This is a genomic window from Vibrio sp. 10N.247.310.23, from assembly GCF_041467155.1.
Lineage (GTDB): Bacteria > Pseudomonadota > Gammaproteobacteria > Enterobacterales > Vibrionaceae > Vibrio > Vibrio crassostreae_C.
Genome location: NZ_JBFSTZ010000021.1, coordinates 23301 through 42208, shown reverse-complemented (window position 1 = coordinate 42208; position 18908 = coordinate 23301). Strand labels below are relative to the sequence as shown.

The window sequence follows — 18908 nt, the reverse complement described above, 5'->3', positions numbered from 1 at the left end:
TTTTTCATGTTTTGATCAACGTTTTTGCGGTTTGGACATAATTCCTTACTATCATTACTTCTCTCTCCTCATCAATTCGAGCACAATAGCGCGAGTTAATATTTTCGATTGTGACGCGCTAGAGCCCATAGCGTGCAGGGAGTGGTAAGTTAAGTGAAGCAGATACCAAGACACCAGCAGATTGTAGACCTGGTAAAAACACAAGGATATGTGAGCACCGAAGAGCTCGTAGAGAAGTTCGATGTTAGCCCACAAACCATCAGACGAGACCTCAATGAGCTGGCTGATAGCAACAAAATCCGTCGTTATCACGGTGGTGCAACCATTCCTCTTAGCTCAGAAAACACCTCTTACAACACGCGTAAAGCGCTTAACTTCAATGAAAAAGATGTGATTGCCGACGAGCTGGTTAAACACATTCCAGATGGTGCAACCTTGTTCGTTGATATCGGCACCACACCAGAATCGGTGGCACGCGCGCTGAACAAAAACCACAAACAACTCAGAGTCGTGACTAACAACATCAACGTTGCCAGTATCCTGCTACCAAACCCAGAGATAAAGGTTATCTTGGCAGGTGGCGAAGTGAGAAACCGTGATGGCGGTATCGTGGGTGAAGCAACACTCGATTTCGTGAAGCAGTTCCGCCTCGATTTCGGCATTCTAGGGATCAGCGGCATCGACTTTGACGGCTCACTGCTTGATTTTGACTACCATGAAGTTCGAGTGAAGCAAGCTATCATCGAAAACAGCCGCAGCATCTTCTTAGCCGTCGACCACAGTAAGTTTGGTCGCAACGCAATGGTTAAGCTGGGTAACATCTCTCAAGCACACATGGTGTTCACCAATAAACAGCCACCAGAAGAGCTCCTGAACATCCTCAAGGATTCATCGATCCCATTGGAAGTGATCGAGACCGCGTCTCAACCACTAGCGTCGGACGAATAAAAAAACGCTCAGAAATCATGTTCATTAAAAGAGCCCATTATTGATAGATCACTTTATCGATAATGGGCTTTTTTGTTACTTGGAAAGTCGCACTTGAACATGATTAATATCACTTCTATGCTCGAATGAGAGTTATTTGGAACCTTCGCTGTCATAAGCGAAGGTTTTTTTATGCGCAAATCACATAAAACGCGCATAAACGAAAATAATAAATGACCGCAAACGAAAGTTCATATAGGATTCAATTATGTTCTAAAATGCTCGTTCGCTCAGAAAGAGGTCAAAACCATGAGTGCTCAACAAAATAATTCAAACAACAGTACATCTTCCACTTTAGACTTGATCGTGATTGGCGGCGGCATCAATGGTGCAGGCATCGCGGCAGATGCAGCAGGTCGTGGTCTAAACGTTGGCTTATACGAAGCAAATGATTTCGCGTCTGCGACGTCTTCCGCTAGCTCAAAGCTTATCCACGGTGGCCTACGCTACCTTGAACATTACGAATTTCGTTTGGTTTCGGAAGCACTCGCTGAACGTGAAGTCTTGTTAAGAAAAGCGCCTCACGTTGCACAACCAATGCGTTTCCGTTTACCTCATCGACCATTTTTACGCCCAGCTTGGATGATTCGCTGTGGCCTATTCCTTTACGATAACTTGGGTAAGCGCACCACTCTTCCTGGAAGTAAAACGGTGAACTTGGCTCAATCAGGTTTGCTTAAACCAGAAATGAAAACAGGTTTCGAATACTCAGACTGCTGGGTAGATGATGCGCGTATGGTATTGCTGAACGTGTTGGCGGCGAAAGAAAACAACGCAGAAGTACGCAACTACTGCCGAGTTGAAAAAGCACACCGCGAAGGCGACATTTGGCACGTAACGATTCTTGATGTGATGACAAACCAACGTTTCGAGCGCAAAGCGAAAGCATTGGTCAACGCAGCTGGCCCTTGGGTGAAACAGTTCTTTGATGATGGTTTAGAGCAGGCTTCGCCTCGTAATATTCGTCTGATCAAAGGCTCACACATTGTTGTGCCACGCATTCACGACGAACCACAAGCGTACATTCTGCAAAACAAAGACAATCGTATTGTGTTCATGATCCCTTACCTAGATAAGTTCTCGATCATCGGTACTACCGACCTTGAATACAAAGGCGATCCTCGCGAAGTGGCTATCGACGATGTAGAAGTTGATTACTTGATTGATATCGTTAACCAGCATTTTGTTAAGCAACTAGAGCGTGACGATGTTGTGTGGACATACAGTGGCGTAAGACCGCTTTGTGATGATGAATCTGACTCGCCACAAGCGATCACTCGTGACTACACACTGGAGCTGGATGCAGAAATGGATCAAGCACCACTGCTATCTATCTTTGGTGGCAAGTTAACGACTTATCGTAAACTCGGCGAAGCGGCACTGAACAAGCTAGAACCTTACCTGAAACACATGGGCGCACCTTGGACAGCTAACGACACACTACCGGGTGGTAACTTCAGCTGCAGCAGAGAACAGCTCGCTAAGATGATCCACACCAAGTACCCTTGGATATCAGAAGCACTGTTACTACGTTATGTGACTCAATTTGGTACTTACACTTGGAAGCTGCTGGAAGGTGCAACGAGCGAAGCTGATCTTGGTACCCAATTCTCAAGCGAAGCACACGGCGTTTATCAAGCTGAGATCGATTACTTGATCAATGAAGAGATGGCGATGACTGACGAAGACATCTTGTGGCGCAGAACCAAGCTTGGCCTGTACTTAAGTGAAACAGAGCAGCATGCAGTTTCTAGCTACTTAAAAGAGAATCTTGAAAGCACTGTGGTGAACTTTTCTCAAGTCGGTTAGTTCTTCTAGCAAAACCATCCGCTCCTGAATATAAATAATGACAAAGCTTAGCGCTCCCCACGCTAAGCTTTTTTATTGTCTACTATTCCGCTCAGCCTGAGACTTTATTCACACCTCTATTTTCAACAAAAACTAAATAGTGTTTTATTAATCCGGTTGATTATCAACTTCACAAAAGGTTGCTATTCTTTATCTCAACGAAACAACACATTTAAAAACGCTCACCATGTCAGCGCTTTAATAACGTTTGTCTCTATGTTTTCTCCCAATACGGCGGATTACCATAATATTCAGAGAAGTAGTCAATGAAGGCTCTCACCTTTGGTGCAAGTAACCTTGTACTTGGGTACACAGCCCAAATTGCAGGCTCTGATGTTAATGGGTAATCTTCTAATATTTGAACCAGCTGACCGCTTTTCAGTTGTTCATAGGCACACCAATTCGATGTCACCGTGATCCCCATACCACCTGAGGCTGCGTCACGCAGTGCTTCCCCGTTATCTGCCCTGAACGACCCAGATGCCTTAATCGTCTTAGGCCCGCTTTCAGTATTGAAGGTCCAGTTTTCTAAACCAATTAAGCTAATACACTGATGATCATTAAGATCTCGAGGTGTAGCTGGCTTACCATATTTGATTAAGTAATCAGGCGATGCACACACAATACGTTTGTCTGTCGCCAATTTTCGGGCAATCAGTGTCGAGTCTTTCAGCTCCGAGATACGAATCGCGATATCAAAGCCACCCTCAACAACATCCACCATCGAGTCTGATAGCCTGAGATCGACTTTTAACCCAGGGTAGCGTTCTAAGAATCCAGGTAAAGCAGGAACAAGATGCAAACGTCCAAAAGACGCAGATGCGGTAACTCTCAGCGTTCCGGTTGGAGAATCACAACCCACACCGACCGCCGATTTGGCAGCATCCACGCTCGATAACACTTCTTCAGCATGAGGTAAGAATGCTTCCCCCTCTTCGGTTAAAGAGACCTTACGAGTGGTTCTGTGGACCAAGCGAACGCCTAAATTGTCTTCCAGTTTACTGATGTGCGAGCTTGCAACAGCAGGAGACAAACCAAGCTCTTGCCCAGCCATGCTGATGTTATGTGTGGAAGCTAAACGAACAAACAATTTGAGGTGTTCAATATTCATGAGATTACCAATAAAATCTTAAAAATCGTGTACCAGTAACCCTCATTATGCGTCATTCACATAACAATACAACGTATTAACTCAGTTGAATTGTGAAGATGTTATTGTGCCAAAACGAAAAAAACTCCCGAAGGAGTTTTTTTGTCTAAGTCTGCAATTCGCCATTTAGCTAATCAGCAAAATTACTAGCTCACTAGCCAGTTAAACGTGCATGCAGTGCATCTTTCAGTACAGAACGATCATGTTTCAGTTGGTGCATCGAGCCGTCATCAATGGGTGAATCTTTCAGCTCAAGCTTACGAATCTCTTTATCAAGGTTGTCGTACGTCTTCATGTCTGCTGCAAAGCCATCGTCAGTTTTAACAAGCTCAGCAATTTTATCTTTCATTTCAGGAAATTCGTGAACAAGAGAATGATTTTCACCTAGCATAGAAACCTCTTAAGTTGAGTAAAGTGATTGGTATTACGCATTCATTATTAACCTTAGCAAGGGAGTCAAATAACAAATGAGATCCAGTACACAGCATAGAATATAGACAATTCAGATTCACAAATTTACAACATCCACCAAGAAAATGGCTTTGCTGATTTTGAATTGTCTCAGTAACGGAAGTAGGTTTATGGCGATTATCCCGCCTCGAAAACAATACTTCTTTCGATTTTTACTTAGCCTGCAAGTATCGTTTTTAACTAAACGCTACCAAGCAAACGTCTGAATAACACTGTCTTTAGCCATTGGGTTTGATGCTATCGCATGGTTCACCTTAGCCAAAAATTGCTCTCTTGAATCAAGCAGGAAACCTTTCTGAGTCACGATGTTATTACCATGGTCGCCCCAATAGAAAGTGTCGATGTTTAGATTCTCAAGCAGATACTTTTCTTCTTCTAAGATCTGAAGTTGCGTCGGCATAACGAACTTGCCATCTTTTACTTCTTGTTCCATCACGGTTCCTGGCTGAATCGCTAACGCCATTGGCGCTATCTGCTCAAGCTTCATGATATTCAGTAATCTTGTGGTCTCGACAATATGTTCACTTGATCGATCACGACCGCCAAGGCCGAAGATAAACGAAAGTAAGGTTTCAATGCCGGCTTCTTTGGCTAATTCCATGCCTTCGATCGCTTGTTCTGGTGTCATGCGCTTTTTGATGTTGTCGAGTACAACCGCATCGCCTGACTCCAACCCCGCATAAGCCATAGTGAGACCGGCACTTTTAAGCTCTTTAAGTTCGCTCAAGCTTTTACGACGGAAATCGTTCAAACCACTATAGAGCGATACTTTTCTGCTTTCTGGAAAGGTATGACGAAGCTTATCCAAAATCTTAAGGAGATAATCCGTGCTGGCGGCCATCACGTTGCCATCGATAAGGAAAATTGATTCAACATAAGGATAAATCAGGCGAGCTTCTTCGATATCTTTAAACACATCCTCAATATCACAAACCTTGAATCGTTTATCGCTGAACATATTACAGAACGTGCACGTGTTGATACTGCAACCTAAAGTGGTTTGAATCAGAATGCTCTTCGCCTCTGTCCATGGACGATATACTTTTCCCTCGTAATTCATATTGGTTTCTCCGGTCTATAAGCACGAGAGCGTGCTTTAATAAAACAGAGTTTATCAACACCAGTATTCATTGATAATTCGCGATATAGTCGAATCATTTTTTAGATTTTATATAAAATAAAAGCCTTGTGACAACACAAGGCTTTGTAGGGGTAACTCTCTACCGGAGCAGCTGAAAATGTGTTTCCACAAAAGAAGATTAGCTGCTGCACCCTTGGGTATGAACTCGATTCATGTCGTCACCGACTTGTGCTTCTTGAGACCCCGTCGATTGGCATCCTGCCACGAATAACAGCGTTACAGATAAGATAAGCCATTTCATAATAAATCCTCTTTCGGTCATGACTAAAGCATAGTGCTTAAAAGCGCGGATACCTCAGTCATTAACTAAAACCTTACCTACCGATAAGGCCTTGGTTAATGAACAAAGCATCGCTTCTTTAACTAACGACCTGCTTTTGTACAAAAAACTTTCACTTCAACGAATGAAAATCGTACAAGAGCGAAAATAGGACAGCTATGGAACTAAGAATAAGAACTAGAAGTTAGTCACTCGTCGCCAAACGTACAGCCGCTTCTGCACCTTGTTGGCCTAGCTTCTCAATGATTTGACGGTATACATCTCGAGATTCTTCTTTTACTTGGCCTCGACACAGCTCTTGATAAATGATGTTGTGGACTTTCTCTCGGTCACTCTCATCAGGAATCACCACATCGATACCGAATTTGTTAGTCAGACGGCCTTTATAGAAATCTTGTTCCATGGTGAAAGCGGTACCGAGTAATCCAACTTTCTTTACACCCTGTTCAAGCAACTTCTGCGCTGTGGTATCAGCGATGTGCAAGATAGGAATCGTGACCTTCTCTTCGATCTCAGGAACGATCTTATGCATGGTATTGGTACAGATCAGGATGAAGTCCGCTCCGGCTTTCTCTACCGATAAAGCCGCGTCCGATAAGATATCCGCCGTCTCAGCCCAGCGACCTTGATGTTGAAGCTTTTCTATCTCATCGAAGTTCACGCTGTACATACAAACCTTTGCAGAATTGAGCCCGCCGAGTGTGGCTTTAACGCCCTCGTTGATGGATTTGTAGTAGCTCACTGTCGACTCCCAACTCATACCGCCGAGCAAACCGATCGTTTTCATTTTGCTATTCCTTTAATTTCCGACTAACTCGATTAAACCGTCATGCATTGAAAATTTATAGTACGTTCTTGCTTAAAGCGAACCCATAACACCTTATTCCTTTCAAACGATTGCTTTCAAACCGTTCATTCCCAAAACCTCCGCTCACAAAAAAGGCTCGAATTTAAAATCCGAGCCTTTGAAGTTTTGACCAAGGGTATACTTGGCGTTAGTACACCTCACACCAATCTAATTTCATGTCGATCAGTGTCCAATCCTCTCTGGAATTCGCCTCATCTAGCGCTTTATCAAGCTTGCCAACGTGAGACTCACGATCGTACTGCCACTCGCGCTCAGCATCAGTGTGATGAACAATCATCGCCATTGAGTTGGGTTGGCTCGTAGCCCATTGCATCATCGCTTGGTCACCGTCTGAGTTGCCGACCGCTAGAATAGGTTTCTTGCCGATAATATGCTGAATGTTAGTGACCTTTCCGGCTTTGTCATCAATGGTCAAAATGGACGAGTCTTTAGTAACGGTTGGCTTACCATCGTTGTAGCTGTAGTTGTATTTAAGCGCGCTACCGATGATTTGCTCTGTAGGAATATTATAAGCTTGTGGAGCCCACGCTCTCATGAAATCAACGCCTCCGCCCGACACAATATAAGTCTTAAAGTCATGCTCTTGCAGGTAAGTCAGCATCTCTTTCATTGGCTGATAAGTAAGGTCTGTGTAGGCTTTGTTGAAGCGTTTATCTTTTGTTACCGTCAGCCATTGCTCAACGTCTTGCTGGTATTGCTCAACAGTCATACCAGAATGTGTCGCCATGATGATTTTCAATAGCCCTTCTTCACCGCTGCCCAGAACGCTCTCAATATCACCTTCGAGTACAAACTTAAACGGTGCTTCGGTTTTCCATTCAGGGTGATCAGGCGCCATCTCTTTTACACGATCTAGTGCAAAGGCTAATTGGAAGTAATAAGGCTTTTCCGACCAAAGCGTACCGTCGTTATCGAACACGGCAATGCGATCTTCAATTGCCACGAACGTATCAGACTCAGCTTTAGTGGCTTGCCCAACAAAGTCGACGATAGCGGATTTGCTCTCGCTGTCCTTCCAAGAAGGCAGCAAGTTGGGATCACAATCTTTAGCAAAAGATGAGAAAGAGAGACTGGATAAGATCGCGACAGATAAGAGGGTTATTTTCTTCATAGCAACTACCATGTTGTTGAATTAATTGTAGGGTTTAATTCAATTCATCCTAGTTGGTCTACTCTGATTTGCCACTTATGAACACCATAACCAATGCTCATGTTGGTATTAGATTAGTACCACAGCTAAGCTGGCTGAGGGTGCTCTGCGATGTATTTATCGAGAACTTAAAAGGAGACAAACAAAAAAGCAGAACTTCAATTCCTCAAAGTTCTGCTTTATCAATCCATGACTGCTTACACTCTGCGCTTTTTGAAAGCGTGCCAGCCAGCGCTGAGAATTGTTTTTACCACCACACCGAGTGCGCTTAGTTTTGGGTCGGCTTTCTTGCCAGAGGCAATGCGCCACATCTGATGTTCATACCAAACCAGCCCGACCATCGCCACCTTGTCTAATGCGGGTTTTCCTGTGGTTGGCACCGTTAGTGGCATGCCGTGGCTAGGGTTTTCAATTAACTTGTTAGGGAAATCAGGATCAACCGCCATTGTTCGCGCAATACCAATAAAATCGGTCGCCGAGGTGTTTAATGCTTCATTCATTGCTTGCGCGGTTCGAAAACCACCCGTGACCACCAGCGGTGTACTCACGAGTTTTCTCGCCTTAACCATGTAATCCATAAAATACGCTTCACGTTTTACTGTGCTGGACTTGATTGATTCAGCTTTGCTCTTTGAACCCATCATTGATGGACTTTCATAGGTGCCGCCAGAGATCTCAATCAGGTCGATACCGTTATCACTCAGTGTTTGCACAACCTGCATCGACTCTTCTTCAGTGAAGCCACCTTTCATGAAGTCGGCGCTGTTGAGCTTAATTCCGACAGGGAAATCTTCACCAACCTCTTTTCGAATCGCGCGATAAACCTCAAGCACGAAACGAAGTCTGTTTTCGAGTGACCCACCCCATTTGTCTTGGCGTTGATTGTGTCTAGAAGACAAAAACTGACTGACAAGATAACCATGAGCACCGTGAATCTGTACACCAGTAAAACCCGCTTGTTTTGCAAGCTTTGCACTCAGCGCGAATTTATCAATGATTGCGATTATTTCCTTCTCAGTCAGAGCTCGTGGCGTATTAAAGCCTTTTTCTAATCCACGCTCTAAAGAGATAGCCGAAGGAGCAACCGGGCTATCACATAAGAATTTAGGAATTTGCTTACCTGGGTGATTCAGCTGCATCCATATCTGCGAACCATTCTGTGTTCCGGCACTCGCCCACTCACGAAATACGCTTAAATCACTGTGCTCATCCAACACCACGTTTTTAGGTTCACCAAGCGCACCTCTATCGACCATCACGTTACCCGTCATGGATAGACCAATTCCTCCTTGAGCCCAACGCTGGTAAAGCGTGACTAAACCTTGCTTAGGGTTATGATGTTTATCACCTAGCTGTTCACTCATTGCCGATTTGAACAGGCGATTTTTGATCACTTGGCCATTAGGAAGAAAAAAAGGGTCGTTGAGGCAGATTGGATTCATGCGCGTGGTTACTTTCTTGGGTTTATATATTGAATCCAGTATGCCCTATTTTATCCGACAGTTCTGAGCATTTGGTGCCTATTTCGAAGCAAGTTTCACTCAATAATAAAATGCCAGCGGCATAGCAGCTGGCATTAATCGATTATAAATAGAATCTCAAAAACTGGGCTGACGCTGCTGAAATATGTCAACCAGAAAGGCTCTAATGCCCTTTACGCTCATGGTAATTGTCGTTATTGTGATTCTCTACGCCATCATCACAAGGACTGTCTGAGAGTTATGAACAGCACGATTGAAACTATTCTGGGGCACCGCTCCATTCGTCAATATACAAATCAACCGATTGAAAAAGCACAACTTGATGTGATTATTCAGGCTGGTCTCGCGGCTTCGTCATCGAGCTTACTGCAGGCTGTTTCTATCGTGAGAGTGACAAACAAAGAGAAGCGTAAACTGCTAGCCGAATACGCAGGCAATCAAGCTTACGTGGAGAACGCGGCTGAGTTTTTGGTGTTCTGTATCGACTATCAACGCCACGCTCAAATCAACCCTGAAGTGAAAACCGACTTTACTGAACTGACCCTGATTGGCGCTGTCGATTCTGGCATCATGGCGCAAAACTGCATGTTGGCTGCTGAGTCTCTAGGTTTAGGTGGCGTGTACATTGGCGGGCTGCGTAACAGCGCACAACAAGTCGATGAACTGTTAGAACTACCACAACATACCGCCGTGTTGTTTGGGATGTGCTTAGGTCATCCGGCACAGCAACCAGAGGTCAAGCCTCGCCTTCCAGCTCACGTGGTGATGCACGAAAACCAATACCAACCGCTGAGCCTAGATGACATTGCCAGCTACGATGATTCGATGCAAAGCTACTACGCAAGCCGTTCAAGCAACCAAAAACAGAGCAGTTGGTCACAGCAGATCACACAGAAACTCTCTGGTGAATCTCGCCCACATATCCTGCCTTACTTAAACAGCAAGCAGCTGACCAAGCGTTAAGCCGTTAAGCCGTTAAGCCGTTAAGCCGTTAAGCCGTTAAGCGATTAGAGCTAGCAGCAAACAGCAGTACAAACAAAAATGTCAGCGTAATATACGCTGACATTTTTATTTATCCGGAGGCGGCTAGCTTACAGATATTTCTCAATCGGTAGCAATTGCAAAAAGCCTGACTGCATTCGTTCCCACTTACCCGTTTCTGGTTCGCTGTCCCAGCTTTGATCGCCTGAATACCAATACACATCACCGTCTTCAAGCTCTAATCGCCAGCTGTTTTCTTCGCTCATTGCTTGCTCAATGGTTTCTGCTAATGTTTCAGCAATCTCTTTATTCTCGATGATCAAAACCGATTCCGTGTTCAAGTAGGTAGAACGCAAGTTGAAGTTAAATGAGCCGATGCTCGCGATGCTGCGGTCGAATACGACTGATTTAGCGTGCAAGCCATAGGCCGTCTCAGGTGCACATTTCGACAAGTCCTGAGTCGATGCTTCACACAACTTAGATTCTGGTTTTAGCTCAAACAGGTCGATGCCATGATCCAACATGTCGTAACGTCTGCCCGCATAAGCGGAATGATTAGTCACCAGATCATTAGACGCCATAGAATTAGTTAGCGCTTTAATCTCAACGCCCTTATTGTTCAACACTTGCCACGCTTCAAGCTGACCATCATCGAATACAAGGTAAGCCGATTCCAACAAGATCTCTTGTTTCGACTCGCTCGCTAATTTCCCTAGAAGAATCGCGGTCGCTTTTGGTTCATCAGTATTATCGGAGTCATCAGGGACGGGTTGATCGTAAACAAAACGCGCATTCACCCAAGTCATCTCACCAACCACCTCTTTCAGTAAACTATCAACAGCCTTACGATCTAATGGTAATTCAGGATAATTTTGATAATGCGGAACGACAATATTATCTATCTTCGAGAGATCAGGTTGTTCGTCATCATCCAGCATATCGACAGGGTAAGACCAACGGCTGTTCCAGTATTCAACAAAACTGGTTTGGATGGTGTTAACTACCGAGCCCATGACTAATACATCGCGGTCTCGGAAATTGATTTCATCAGATAGGTCGAAGTATTCATCACCGATATTACGGCCACCCACCACAGACAAAGTACCATCTACGGTAAACGACTTATTGTGCATACGGCGATTTAAGCGAGAAAAGTCACCGACAAAGCTCAGCCATTTACTGAAGCCACGGCGTGTTGGCGTTGGATTGAAGATACGAATCTCGACGTTCGGGTGCGCATCCAGTGCCGACAGCAAACCTTCACGTTCGTTGAGGTTGATATCATCCAACATTACGCGCACCTTCACACCACGCTCAGCCGCGGCTAACAAACGGCTAGCGAGATAGCTGCCCGATTCGTCAGAGTTCCAGATGTAGTATTGAATGTCGATGGTGTGCTCGGCACTTTCGACCAGTGCTAATCGCTGTGCCAAAGCATCCCAACCAGACTCTTGCAGACGAACCGCGGTGGTGCCTTGCTCTAAAGCTTCAGGCTGAAATTCATTGGTTAGAACCGATAAAGAACTAGGTGCAGGAGAGGTTGGCGGTTCTGTTGGATGATCGATGCCTTCAGGAAGTGAAGAACACCCACCTAAAACGGCGATTAAGATTAACGTTAAACTGATGCGTTGGAGCACAGGCATGTATCTGACTTCCTTTTCACGATGCGTCTTTAGAAACTTTCCGTACAGCTTTTCAATGAACAAGCTATTCCGATCTATTCATTGATTATTACTGCTAAAGCCTGAAATTTATAGGTAATTATCCAGTATAAATTTAAAGGTCGGTAAATTGGCCCACAAATCACTTAAGTTGGGTGAGTGCCAAACAGTATAAACTCAGCGGCTTTTCGACCATGTCAATGGTGAGCTCTATTCGGTCTGGGTGATGCTTCACCATTGTTTGGAGATCTAGTTTCACCGCTTGATTTCACACTAACAGGCGTGTCGACTTACTTATATGAGATTGTGCAAACGCATTACTTACGTAAGCGCTAAAGCTGTTGTTCATCTAAGGGGCATGTAAGGATCAACACCGAAAACATTGTTCACGCTACATAACGTTTATCGTCCCTACACAAGCCTTCCCTACAAGCTCAAACGGGGCTGAATAAAGTCGATAAACGCCGAGATACGTTTAGAGACCGATGACGACTTGTAGTAAACCGCATTCACTCGCTCTCGGTCTGTGTTGGCAAGTTTGTCTTGTTCCAGAATAGGGATTAGGCGACCCGCAGCCATATCTTCCTGCACCATAAACCCCGATAAACAAGCAATCCCATTTCCAGCTAAGACTAGTTGACGCACGGTTTCACCATTACTGGCTGTCACAGTAGGCGCGACATCACTTTGGTTTGGTAAAGGCCAATGGTTAAGCACTTTGTTACCCGCAAACCCCACAATTTGATGCGAACTCAAATCTTCAGGTTTGGTGGGCAGCCCACGCTTAGCGAGATAATCAGGTGACGCCACAATATGGAGTAAACTTTTTCCTAACGGGCGAGCGTGCAGTGTTGAATCGGACAACTTACCGATTCGAATCGCAACATCAGTTCTCTTTTCGAGAAGATCAACGAAGCCTTCGTTGGAAGTGAGTTCCAACTCAATGTCTGGGTAAGCCTCTTTGAATGACTGCACCAACGGCACTAGCTGATGGAATACGAATGGACTGGCGGCATCGACTCTTAAACGACCTTTTGGCAACTCTCCGCGCGACACGATTTCTTCTTCCGCGCTCTGAATCATCTGTAATCCCACCCTGACTGAATCGACAAACTGCCGCCCTTCCTCCGTCAATTCCACGCGTCTCGTTGTTCGGTTGAATATTGAGACGCCGAGTTGCGACTCAACCTTACTCACCGAACGAGACACCTTGGCGACCTGCACATCCAGCGCCTCTGCCGCCGCAGAAAAACCACCAGCATCGACAACGGTGAGTACCATTTCTAAATCATCTGAACGGGTTAACATGAGGCTCCTTCGCTATCTTCATTTTGTTTAATGTCATCTCGCTTGTGCTCATCACAGCTCAAATCATCTGAGTCTTTGCGATCTCATCAGCTTAATCCAATAATCGGTTAACTCTCCAATTATTGCAAATAACACAAAGGTTATTTGTTAATGATGGCATTTTTCACAAATATATTTTGCTAGATAATCCTCGCCATCAAACGAAGCGCTCCTATTGCAGTCACAAGCTGCCCCATTTTATCGCGCTCGGTATTTAACAAAGAACAGTAAGAGAGATGATTATGCCATTAGCATTACTTGCATTGACGCTCAGCGCCTTTGCCATCGGAACCACAGAATTTGTCATCGTAGGCTTGATTCCTACCATGGCGAGCGACTTGAATGTATCTCTGCCATCGGCAGGCCTATTAGTCAGTTTATACGCGCTTGGCGTTGCCATTGGCGCACCAGTAATAACGGCATTAACCGGCAAATGGAATCGTAAGGCGGTGTTGCTGACCGTGATGGCATTGTTTGTCATTGGTAACTTATTGGCGTGGCAAGCTCCGGGTTATAACACGCTGATCGCCGCACGAATTTTGACTGGCCTTGCCCATGGCGTGTTCTTCTCGATTGGATCGACCATCGCGACAGGTTTGGTTTCAAAAGATAAAGCAGCCAGTGCCATTGCGATCATGTTTACAGGTTTAACGGTTGCATTGGTAACCGGCGTACCACTGGGCACTTATATCGGGCAAACCTTTGGCTGGCAAGCGACCTTCTTGATAGTGGCTCTGCTTGGTCTTATTGCTCTTATCGGTAGCGCTATCTTGGTTCCAAGCAACCTTAAGCAACCACCAGCGGCGAAGATTTCGGCACAACTAAAGGTTCTAACTCAACCACGCTTACTGTTGGTTTACGCTATCACAGCACTAGGTTATGGCGGCACATTCACAGCGTTTACGTTCCTTGCTCCAATACTGGAAAATGTATCAGGATTTGATTCGAGCTCAATCAGCTTAATCATGTTGGTTTACGGTGTGTCAGTGGCGGTCGGTAACATCTGGGGCGGAAAAATGGCCGACAAGATGGGCCCAATTAAAGCACTGACCGTTATCTTCTCTGGTTTAGCCGCAGTACTGGTGGTATTCAACTTTACCGCAGTAAACCCTTACGCAGCTGTTGCTACCATTTTGGTTTGGGGTGCATTCGCATTCGGTAACGTTCCAGGACTACAAGTGTATGTTGTGAAACTGGCTGAGAAATACACACCAGACGCCGTCGATGTCGCTTCTGGATTGAACATTGCAGCCTTCAACGTCGGTATTGCATTAGGCTCATGGGGCGGTGGTTTGATTGTCGCGAAATCTGGATTAATGAACACCCCTTGGGTAGGTGCTGTGATCGTTTTGATCGCTCTTGTTCTGACTCGATTCAGTGGTGCGTTAGATAAGAAGCAAGCACAACAAGCTGTTCCATCTAGCATCTAGCATCTAGCAAGAATAGAAAAAACAAAGCCCGAACCTAGGTTCGGGCTTTATCAATTCAATCTGATTATTACTCGTTATCGATCGCTTTCAGCACTTTACATGGATTACCGACTGCAACCACATTGGCTGGGATGTCTTTGGTTACGACACTGCCCGCGCCAATCACGCTGTTTTCGCCAATGGTGACACCGGGGCAGATAATTACACCACCGCCAAGCCAAACATTGTTGCCAACATTAATCGGTGTGCCAAACTCAACGCCTTCTTCTACACGGCCTTTCACATCGAGTGGGTGACCTGCAGTCAGGATTTGAACGTTCGGACCAAGCAGCACATTGTCGCCAATAGTCACTTCAGCCACATCCAAAATCACGCAGTTAAAGTTAGCGTAGAAGTTCTTGCCTAGCTTGATGTTCGAGCCGTAGTCACAACGAAATGGAGGTTCTAAATGCGCATTTTCACAGCCCGGAATCAGCTCTTGCGTTGCTGCTTCCCATTCGGGTGTGTCAGGAATACTGTTATTGAGTTTTTGAAGCACCTTGCGACATTCGATACGAGCTGCATAAAGCTCTTTATCCCAAGCCTGATAAGGTTCACCTGCTAGCATTTTTTGTTTTTCTGTTTTCACGTTACTTACCTGTTCTCACATCAATTAGCTATTTTCATATTACTTATCTAGCTTCACATTACTTAACTAATGGTGGTCAATTCATCGACCAAAAACGCAATATCGCACATCTAAATAACAGTGAATAAGGAGTGTTTGAGCTTGGTTTAAGAGATACGCAGCTCGTCACTTTTTGTAGGTAAAATATGAAATTCGAACAGTGCTAATTTAGCTTCGCTATCGAATCACGTAACACCAAACTACCAGTGGTATTGATGGTGGTCGCTTGCTCTGTTTCACCGACAATTTGCAGGATCGCCTTTTGCGTCATTTGCTCTAATGGCACACTCACAGACGTTAAGCTTGGCGTTAAAAACGCCCCCACTTTGCTGTTATCAAAGCCGACGATCGAAACATCTTGAGGCAATGAGTACCCAAGTTCGGTTAACGCCTTAATCGCACCAATCGCCATATCATCGTTTTCAGACAAGATAGCAGTGAATGTGGTTCTGCTTTTTGCCAAAGCCTGAGCCGCGTGATAACCGCTCTCCATCGTCCAATCACCTTGAACAACGTTGGACTCATCCAATGCAACACCATGTTTAGTTAACACATCTTGATAGGCTTGGTAACGCAGCTCATCGGTCGAAGAACCGGCTTTACCACGAATCACTGCAATATCGGTATGACCCTGCTCGATGATGTGTTCAACCATCAAACAAGCGCTCTGATAATGGTCGGTGGTAATAGCATGATTGGGCTTCGACGGCATTTCTCGGTTGAGTACCAGAATCGGAGTGTCAGTGCTTTCGATGATCTGAGCTATCTCGCTTTCGGTTAAACATTGCGGATAGATGATGATGCCCGCGCACTTCATATCCAGCAGGAAATTGATCGCCTTTCTTTCGTCTTCAGCGCTGTGTTTGCCATCGGTGATCACCAATTGGTGATTCGACTTTTCGCTATAAGAAGCCGCGTGATACATCAAGGAAGAGAAGTAAGGGCCATTGAACAACTCATTGGTAATTACAAAGCCGATGAAATTGGTCTTCTTGGTCGCCAATTGCTGAGCCAACAAGTTCGGTCGATAACCTGTTTCTTGAATCGCATCAAATACCTTTTTCACCACATCTGGGCGCACGATGTTCTTGCCATTTAAGACACGAGAAACGGTCGATTTAGATACGCCTGCGCGGTTTGCGACATCAAGCATGGTTACCATTCGCTTCTTTTCCTTTATAAAAAATTAGCCGACATAGGCCGACTAATTCATTGCAAAATGACAGCTCACAGTTCACATAACTGCGCTGGGGAATGCATTCTAAATAGTGGCACCGTTAGATGCAATCACACCTTTATACCACTCGAAAGACTTCTTGCGCTTGCGTTCTAGTGAGCCAGATTGATCGTTGTGCTTATCTACGTAAATGAATCCGTAGCGTTTTTTCATCTCGCCCGTGGTGAACGAAACTAAATCGATACAGCCCCAAGGGGTATAGCCCATCAAATCAACACCATCAATCGAAACAGCTTTTTTCATCTCTTTGATGTGGTCGCCAAGGTAAGCAATGCGGTAATCGTCATTAATGCTGCCATCTTCTTCAATGGTATCAACCGCGCCAAAACCGTTCTCAACGATGAACAATGGCACTTCATAACGTTCATACAGAGACGCTAAACAGAAACGCAAACCCGTCGGATCAATTGGCCAGCCCCAATCGCTAGACTGGATAAACGGGTTATCGACCGAATTTTCATGACCGCCGTCCATCGCTTCTTCTGTAGATTGGTGAGAAGAAGAATCCAAGGTATTCGACATGTAGTAGCTAAAGCCTAAGTAATCAGCCTTACCTTCTTTTAGGATCTGCTCATCTTCAGGCTGCATCTCAATGTTGAAGCCTTTGATTGCCCAGTCACGCGTAGCGTAATTTGGGTAATGACCGCGAACCATCACATCTGAGAAGAAGTAACGGTCACGCATCGCTTGTTGTGCCACCATAATGTCTTCCGGTTTAGAAGAACGTGGATAGAAAGGCACCATCGCACACATTGCGCCGATTTGAAGATCTGGATTGATCTCGTGACCTTTCTTAACCACCAAAGCACTTGCAACAAACTGATGGTGAACCGCTTGATACATCGCCTCTTGCGGCTTTTCGCATTGTGGAAACTTCACGCCTGAGCATAACCAACCGAAAATATCTGCCGAGGTGTTCATCTGGTTGTTGATCTCGTTAAACGTCATCCAGTATTTCACTTTGTGTTGGTATCGTTCCATCACTGCAGTTGAATACTTAACGAAGAAGTCGATCACTTTGCGGTTCATCCAGCCGCCATATTCCTTAGCTAGATGGTAAGGCATTTCAAAGTGGCTCAGTGTTACCACAGGCTGAATGTCGTATTTCAACAGCTCGTCAAACAGATCATCGTAAAACGCTAAACCCGCTTCACACGGTTCAGCTTCATCGCCATTTGGGAAGATACGCGTCCACGCGATACTGGTACGGAAACACTTAAAGCCCATCTCAGCGAATAACTTAATGTCTTCTTTGTAGCGATGGTAGAAATCCACTGCGACTTGGTTAGGATAGTTTTCGCCATCAATCACGCCATCGGTGATTCGACGTTGTACACCATGAGCGCCCGCTGTTAATACATCAACAACACTGACACCTTTACCATTCGCATCCCAGCCGCCTTCTAGTTGATGCGCTGCTACTGCACCGCCCCATAAAAAATCGTTCGAAAATTCGTTGTTCATACCATTACTCACTACAAGTTATTCGTGAAAAAGATCAGAATTTGAGCTGCAATTACAACTCTGAAATCGATTTCAATAAAAGCAAAGATACAGATTGAAACCGGTTTCAGCAACAGTTAAAAGATCTTTTTTGATCGATCTAAAGACTAATCAACAGTCAGCATTACGATCAATGCTGTTCAAAATACTGATCATGCAGTGATTTGCCAGATTGGTCTTGAGTGCCAGGGTAGAACTGAACGAGTGTCTGATCGGCTAGTGTGAGGTGAATCCAACCCTCTTTGACTTTCAGCCAATTGGTACCGTTGGTCTCATAGACGGCAGGAAACTTGCCCCAGCCAGACTCTGATACCTGCAGCTCTTGAAATAGGTTAATCGGGGCTAGCTTATTGCTGTCGAAGTTTGCGTCGGCATAGACAGATAAAGGCTCGATGGCATCGTTTGGCTTAAACGTATAACAGCTCACAGAGGCTGAAGTGCGATCAAACCACTGGTAGGGTTGTGCGCCTGTTAAATCGTAGACCGTGCAATCGTTAAATTGAATGGCCCACTCTTGATGGGCTTTGAAGCCAAGGTAACCTATGGGTTGGGATGGTTCAGGCTTTGAGTCCGCCTCCTGCTCATACACCGGTTCTGAGGTAGCACATCCCATAAGCCCAAGACTAAAAAGGAAAGTCACAGCAAGCTTCATCATTGTCATACCTCAGTTCCGTTAGTAGATGAGTAACTCAATTAAGTCTCTACA

The 18908-nt window shown here is 45.0% G+C and carries 16 protein-coding genes and 1 pseudogene; 4 read left to right on the top strand and 13 right to left on the bottom strand.

Annotated features, from left to right (window positions below; genetic code table 11):
* The first annotated feature begins 153 nt into the window (after positions 1 to 153).
* Both AB6D93_RS16190 and glpD read left to right on the top strand, forming a co-directional pair.
* Positions 154 to 948: a DeoR/GlpR family transcriptional regulator gene (locus AB6D93_RS16190; protein WP_102332362.1), complete on the top strand. Its 795-nt coding sequence runs from the start codon at positions 154 to 156 to the stop codon at positions 946 to 948.
* A gap of 288 nt (positions 949 to 1236) precedes the next feature.
* Positions 1237 to 2796, top strand: coding sequence for a glycerol-3-phosphate dehydrogenase (glpD, locus tag AB6D93_RS16185; RefSeq protein ID WP_102332361.1), 1560 nt, complete (start codon positions 1237 to 1239; stop codon positions 2794 to 2796).
* A 253-nt stretch (positions 2797 to 3049) separates the two neighbouring features.
* Here glpD and AB6D93_RS16180 read toward each other — a convergent pair whose 3' ends face one another.
* The 7 genes and pseudogenes from AB6D93_RS16180 to AB6D93_RS16150 form a co-directional block, all read right to left on the bottom strand.
* Entirely contained in the window at positions 3050 to 3946 is an 897-nt protein-coding gene (locus tag AB6D93_RS16180; RefSeq protein ID WP_102332360.1) for a LysR family transcriptional regulator, read from the bottom strand.
* Between the two features lie 193 nt (positions 3947 to 4139).
* Positions 4140 to 4376: a YdcH family protein gene (locus AB6D93_RS16175; protein WP_017067743.1), complete on the bottom strand. Its 237-nt coding sequence runs from the start codon at positions 4374 to 4376 to the stop codon at positions 4140 to 4142.
* A gap of 267 nt (positions 4377 to 4643) precedes the next feature.
* Positions 4644 to 5516, bottom strand: a complete 873-nt coding sequence (locus AB6D93_RS16170; protein ID WP_102332359.1) for a radical SAM protein — start codon at positions 5514 to 5516, stop codon at positions 4644 to 4646.
* A gap of 199 nt (positions 5517 to 5715) precedes the next feature.
* Positions 5716 to 5838, bottom strand: coding sequence for a hypothetical protein (locus AB6D93_RS16165; RefSeq protein WP_258182976.1), 123 nt, complete (start codon positions 5836 to 5838; stop codon positions 5716 to 5718).
* 244 nt (positions 5839 to 6082) lie between these two features.
* Positions 6083 to 6664 (bottom strand): annotated as a pseudogene (locus AB6D93_RS16160) (aspartate/glutamate racemase family protein); the annotation flags it as partial.
* 208 nt (positions 6665 to 6872) lie between these two features.
* Positions 6873 to 7856: an HAD family phosphatase gene (locus tag AB6D93_RS16155; RefSeq protein WP_102332358.1), complete on the bottom strand. Its 984-nt coding sequence runs from the start codon at positions 7854 to 7856 to the stop codon at positions 6873 to 6875.
* Positions 7857 to 8092: 236 nt separating this feature from the next.
* Positions 8093 to 9337 (bottom strand): NADH:flavin oxidoreductase/NADH oxidase family protein, encoded by a 1245-nt coding sequence (locus AB6D93_RS16150; RefSeq protein ID WP_102332357.1) that lies wholly within the window; start codon positions 9335 to 9337, stop codon positions 8093 to 8095.
* A gap of 279 nt (positions 9338 to 9616) precedes the next feature.
* On the opposite strand from AB6D93_RS16150, the gene nfsA reads away from it, so the two are divergent.
* Positions 9617 to 10339, top strand: coding sequence for an oxygen-insensitive NADPH nitroreductase (gene nfsA, locus AB6D93_RS16145; protein ID WP_017066969.1), 723 nt, complete (start codon positions 9617 to 9619; stop codon positions 10337 to 10339).
* Positions 10340 to 10467: 128 nt separating this feature from the next.
* Here nfsA and AB6D93_RS16140 read toward each other — a convergent pair whose 3' ends face one another.
* Both AB6D93_RS16140 and AB6D93_RS16135 read right to left on the bottom strand, forming a co-directional pair.
* Entirely contained in the window at positions 10468 to 12000 is a 1533-nt protein-coding gene (locus AB6D93_RS16140; protein ID WP_102332356.1) for a phospholipase D family protein, read from the bottom strand.
* 444 nt (positions 12001 to 12444) lie between these two features.
* Entirely contained in the window at positions 12445 to 13326 is an 882-nt protein-coding gene (locus tag AB6D93_RS16135) for a LysR family transcriptional regulator (RefSeq protein WP_017064026.1), read from the bottom strand.
* Positions 13327 to 13607: 281 nt separating this feature from the next.
* Between AB6D93_RS16135 and AB6D93_RS16130 the strand changes: the two genes are divergently transcribed.
* Positions 13608 to 14795 (top strand): MFS transporter, encoded by a 1188-nt coding sequence (locus AB6D93_RS16130; protein ID WP_017064027.1) that lies wholly within the window; start codon positions 13608 to 13610, stop codon positions 14793 to 14795.
* Positions 14796 to 14862: 67 nt separating this feature from the next.
* Here the strand turns inward: AB6D93_RS16130 and AB6D93_RS16125 are convergent, their stop codons facing one another.
* From AB6D93_RS16125 to AB6D93_RS16110, 4 genes are all read right to left on the bottom strand, one after another.
* Positions 14863 to 15423 carry a sugar O-acetyltransferase gene (locus AB6D93_RS16125; RefSeq protein ID WP_017059468.1) on the bottom strand — a complete coding sequence of 187 codons (561 nt, stop codon included), beginning with the start codon at positions 15421 to 15423 and terminating at the stop codon, positions 14863 to 14865.
* Positions 15424 to 15625: 202 nt separating this feature from the next.
* Positions 15626 to 16624, bottom strand: coding sequence for a LacI family DNA-binding transcriptional regulator (locus AB6D93_RS16120; protein WP_017064029.1), 999 nt, complete (start codon positions 16622 to 16624; stop codon positions 15626 to 15628).
* Between the two features lie 99 nt (positions 16625 to 16723).
* A complete protein-coding gene (locus AB6D93_RS16115; RefSeq protein WP_102332355.1) occupies positions 16724 to 18163 on the bottom strand; it encodes a 6-phospho-beta-glucosidase in 1440 nt (479 codons plus the stop codon).
* A 169-nt stretch (positions 18164 to 18332) separates the two neighbouring features.
* The gene (locus AB6D93_RS16110; RefSeq protein WP_102332390.1) at positions 18333 to 18857 is read right to left on the bottom strand and encodes a hypothetical protein; all 525 of its coding nucleotides are present in this window, start codon (positions 18855 to 18857) and stop codon (positions 18333 to 18335) included.
* Positions 18858 to 18908: the final 51 nt, after the last annotated feature.

Bases quoted from the DNA above. Each gene is read 5' to 3' on its own strand.
- glpD (WP_102332361.1), top strand. From the start codon at position 1,237: ATGAGTGCTCAACAAAATAATTCAAACAACAGTACATCTTCCACTTTA.
- AB6D93_RS16180 (WP_102332360.1), bottom strand. From the start codon at position 3,946: ATGAATATTGAACACCTCAAATTGTTTGTTCGTTTAGCTTCCACACAT.
- AB6D93_RS16175 (WP_017067743.1), bottom strand. From the start codon at position 4,376: ATGCTAGGTGAAAATCATTCTCTTGTTCACGAATTTCCTGAAATGAAA.
- AB6D93_RS16170 (WP_102332359.1), bottom strand. From the start codon at position 5,516: ATGAATTACGAGGGAAAAGTATATCGTCCATGGACAGAGGCGAAGAGC.
- AB6D93_RS16165 (WP_258182976.1), bottom strand. From the start codon at position 5,838: ATGAAATGGCTTATCTTATCTGTAACGCTGTTATTCGTGGCAGGATGC.
- AB6D93_RS16155 (WP_102332358.1), bottom strand. From the start codon at position 7,856: ATGAAGAAAATAACCCTCTTATCTGTCGCGATCTTATCCAGTCTCTCT.
- AB6D93_RS16150 (WP_102332357.1), bottom strand. From the start codon at position 9,337: ATGAATCCAATCTGCCTCAACGACCCTTTTTTTCTTCCTAATGGCCAA.
- nfsA (WP_017066969.1), top strand. From the start codon at position 9,617: ATGAACAGCACGATTGAAACTATTCTGGGGCACCGCTCCATTCGTCAA.
- AB6D93_RS16140 (WP_102332356.1), bottom strand. From the start codon at position 12,000: ATGCCTGTGCTCCAACGCATCAGTTTAACGTTAATCTTAATCGCCGTT.
- AB6D93_RS16135 (WP_017064026.1), bottom strand. From the start codon at position 13,326: ATGTTAACCCGTTCAGATGATTTAGAAATGGTACTCACCGTTGTCGAT.
- AB6D93_RS16130 (WP_017064027.1), top strand. From the start codon at position 13,608: ATGCCATTAGCATTACTTGCATTGACGCTCAGCGCCTTTGCCATCGGA.
- AB6D93_RS16120 (WP_017064029.1), bottom strand. From the start codon at position 16,624: ATGGTAACCATGCTTGATGTCGCAAACCGCGCAGGCGTATCTAAATCG.
- AB6D93_RS16115 (WP_102332355.1), bottom strand. From the start codon at position 18,163: ATGAACAACGAATTTTCGAACGATTTTTTATGGGGCGGTGCAGTAGCA.
- AB6D93_RS16110 (WP_102332390.1), bottom strand. From the start codon at position 18,857: ATGATGAAGCTTGCTGTGACTTTCCTTTTTAGTCTTGGGCTTATGGGA.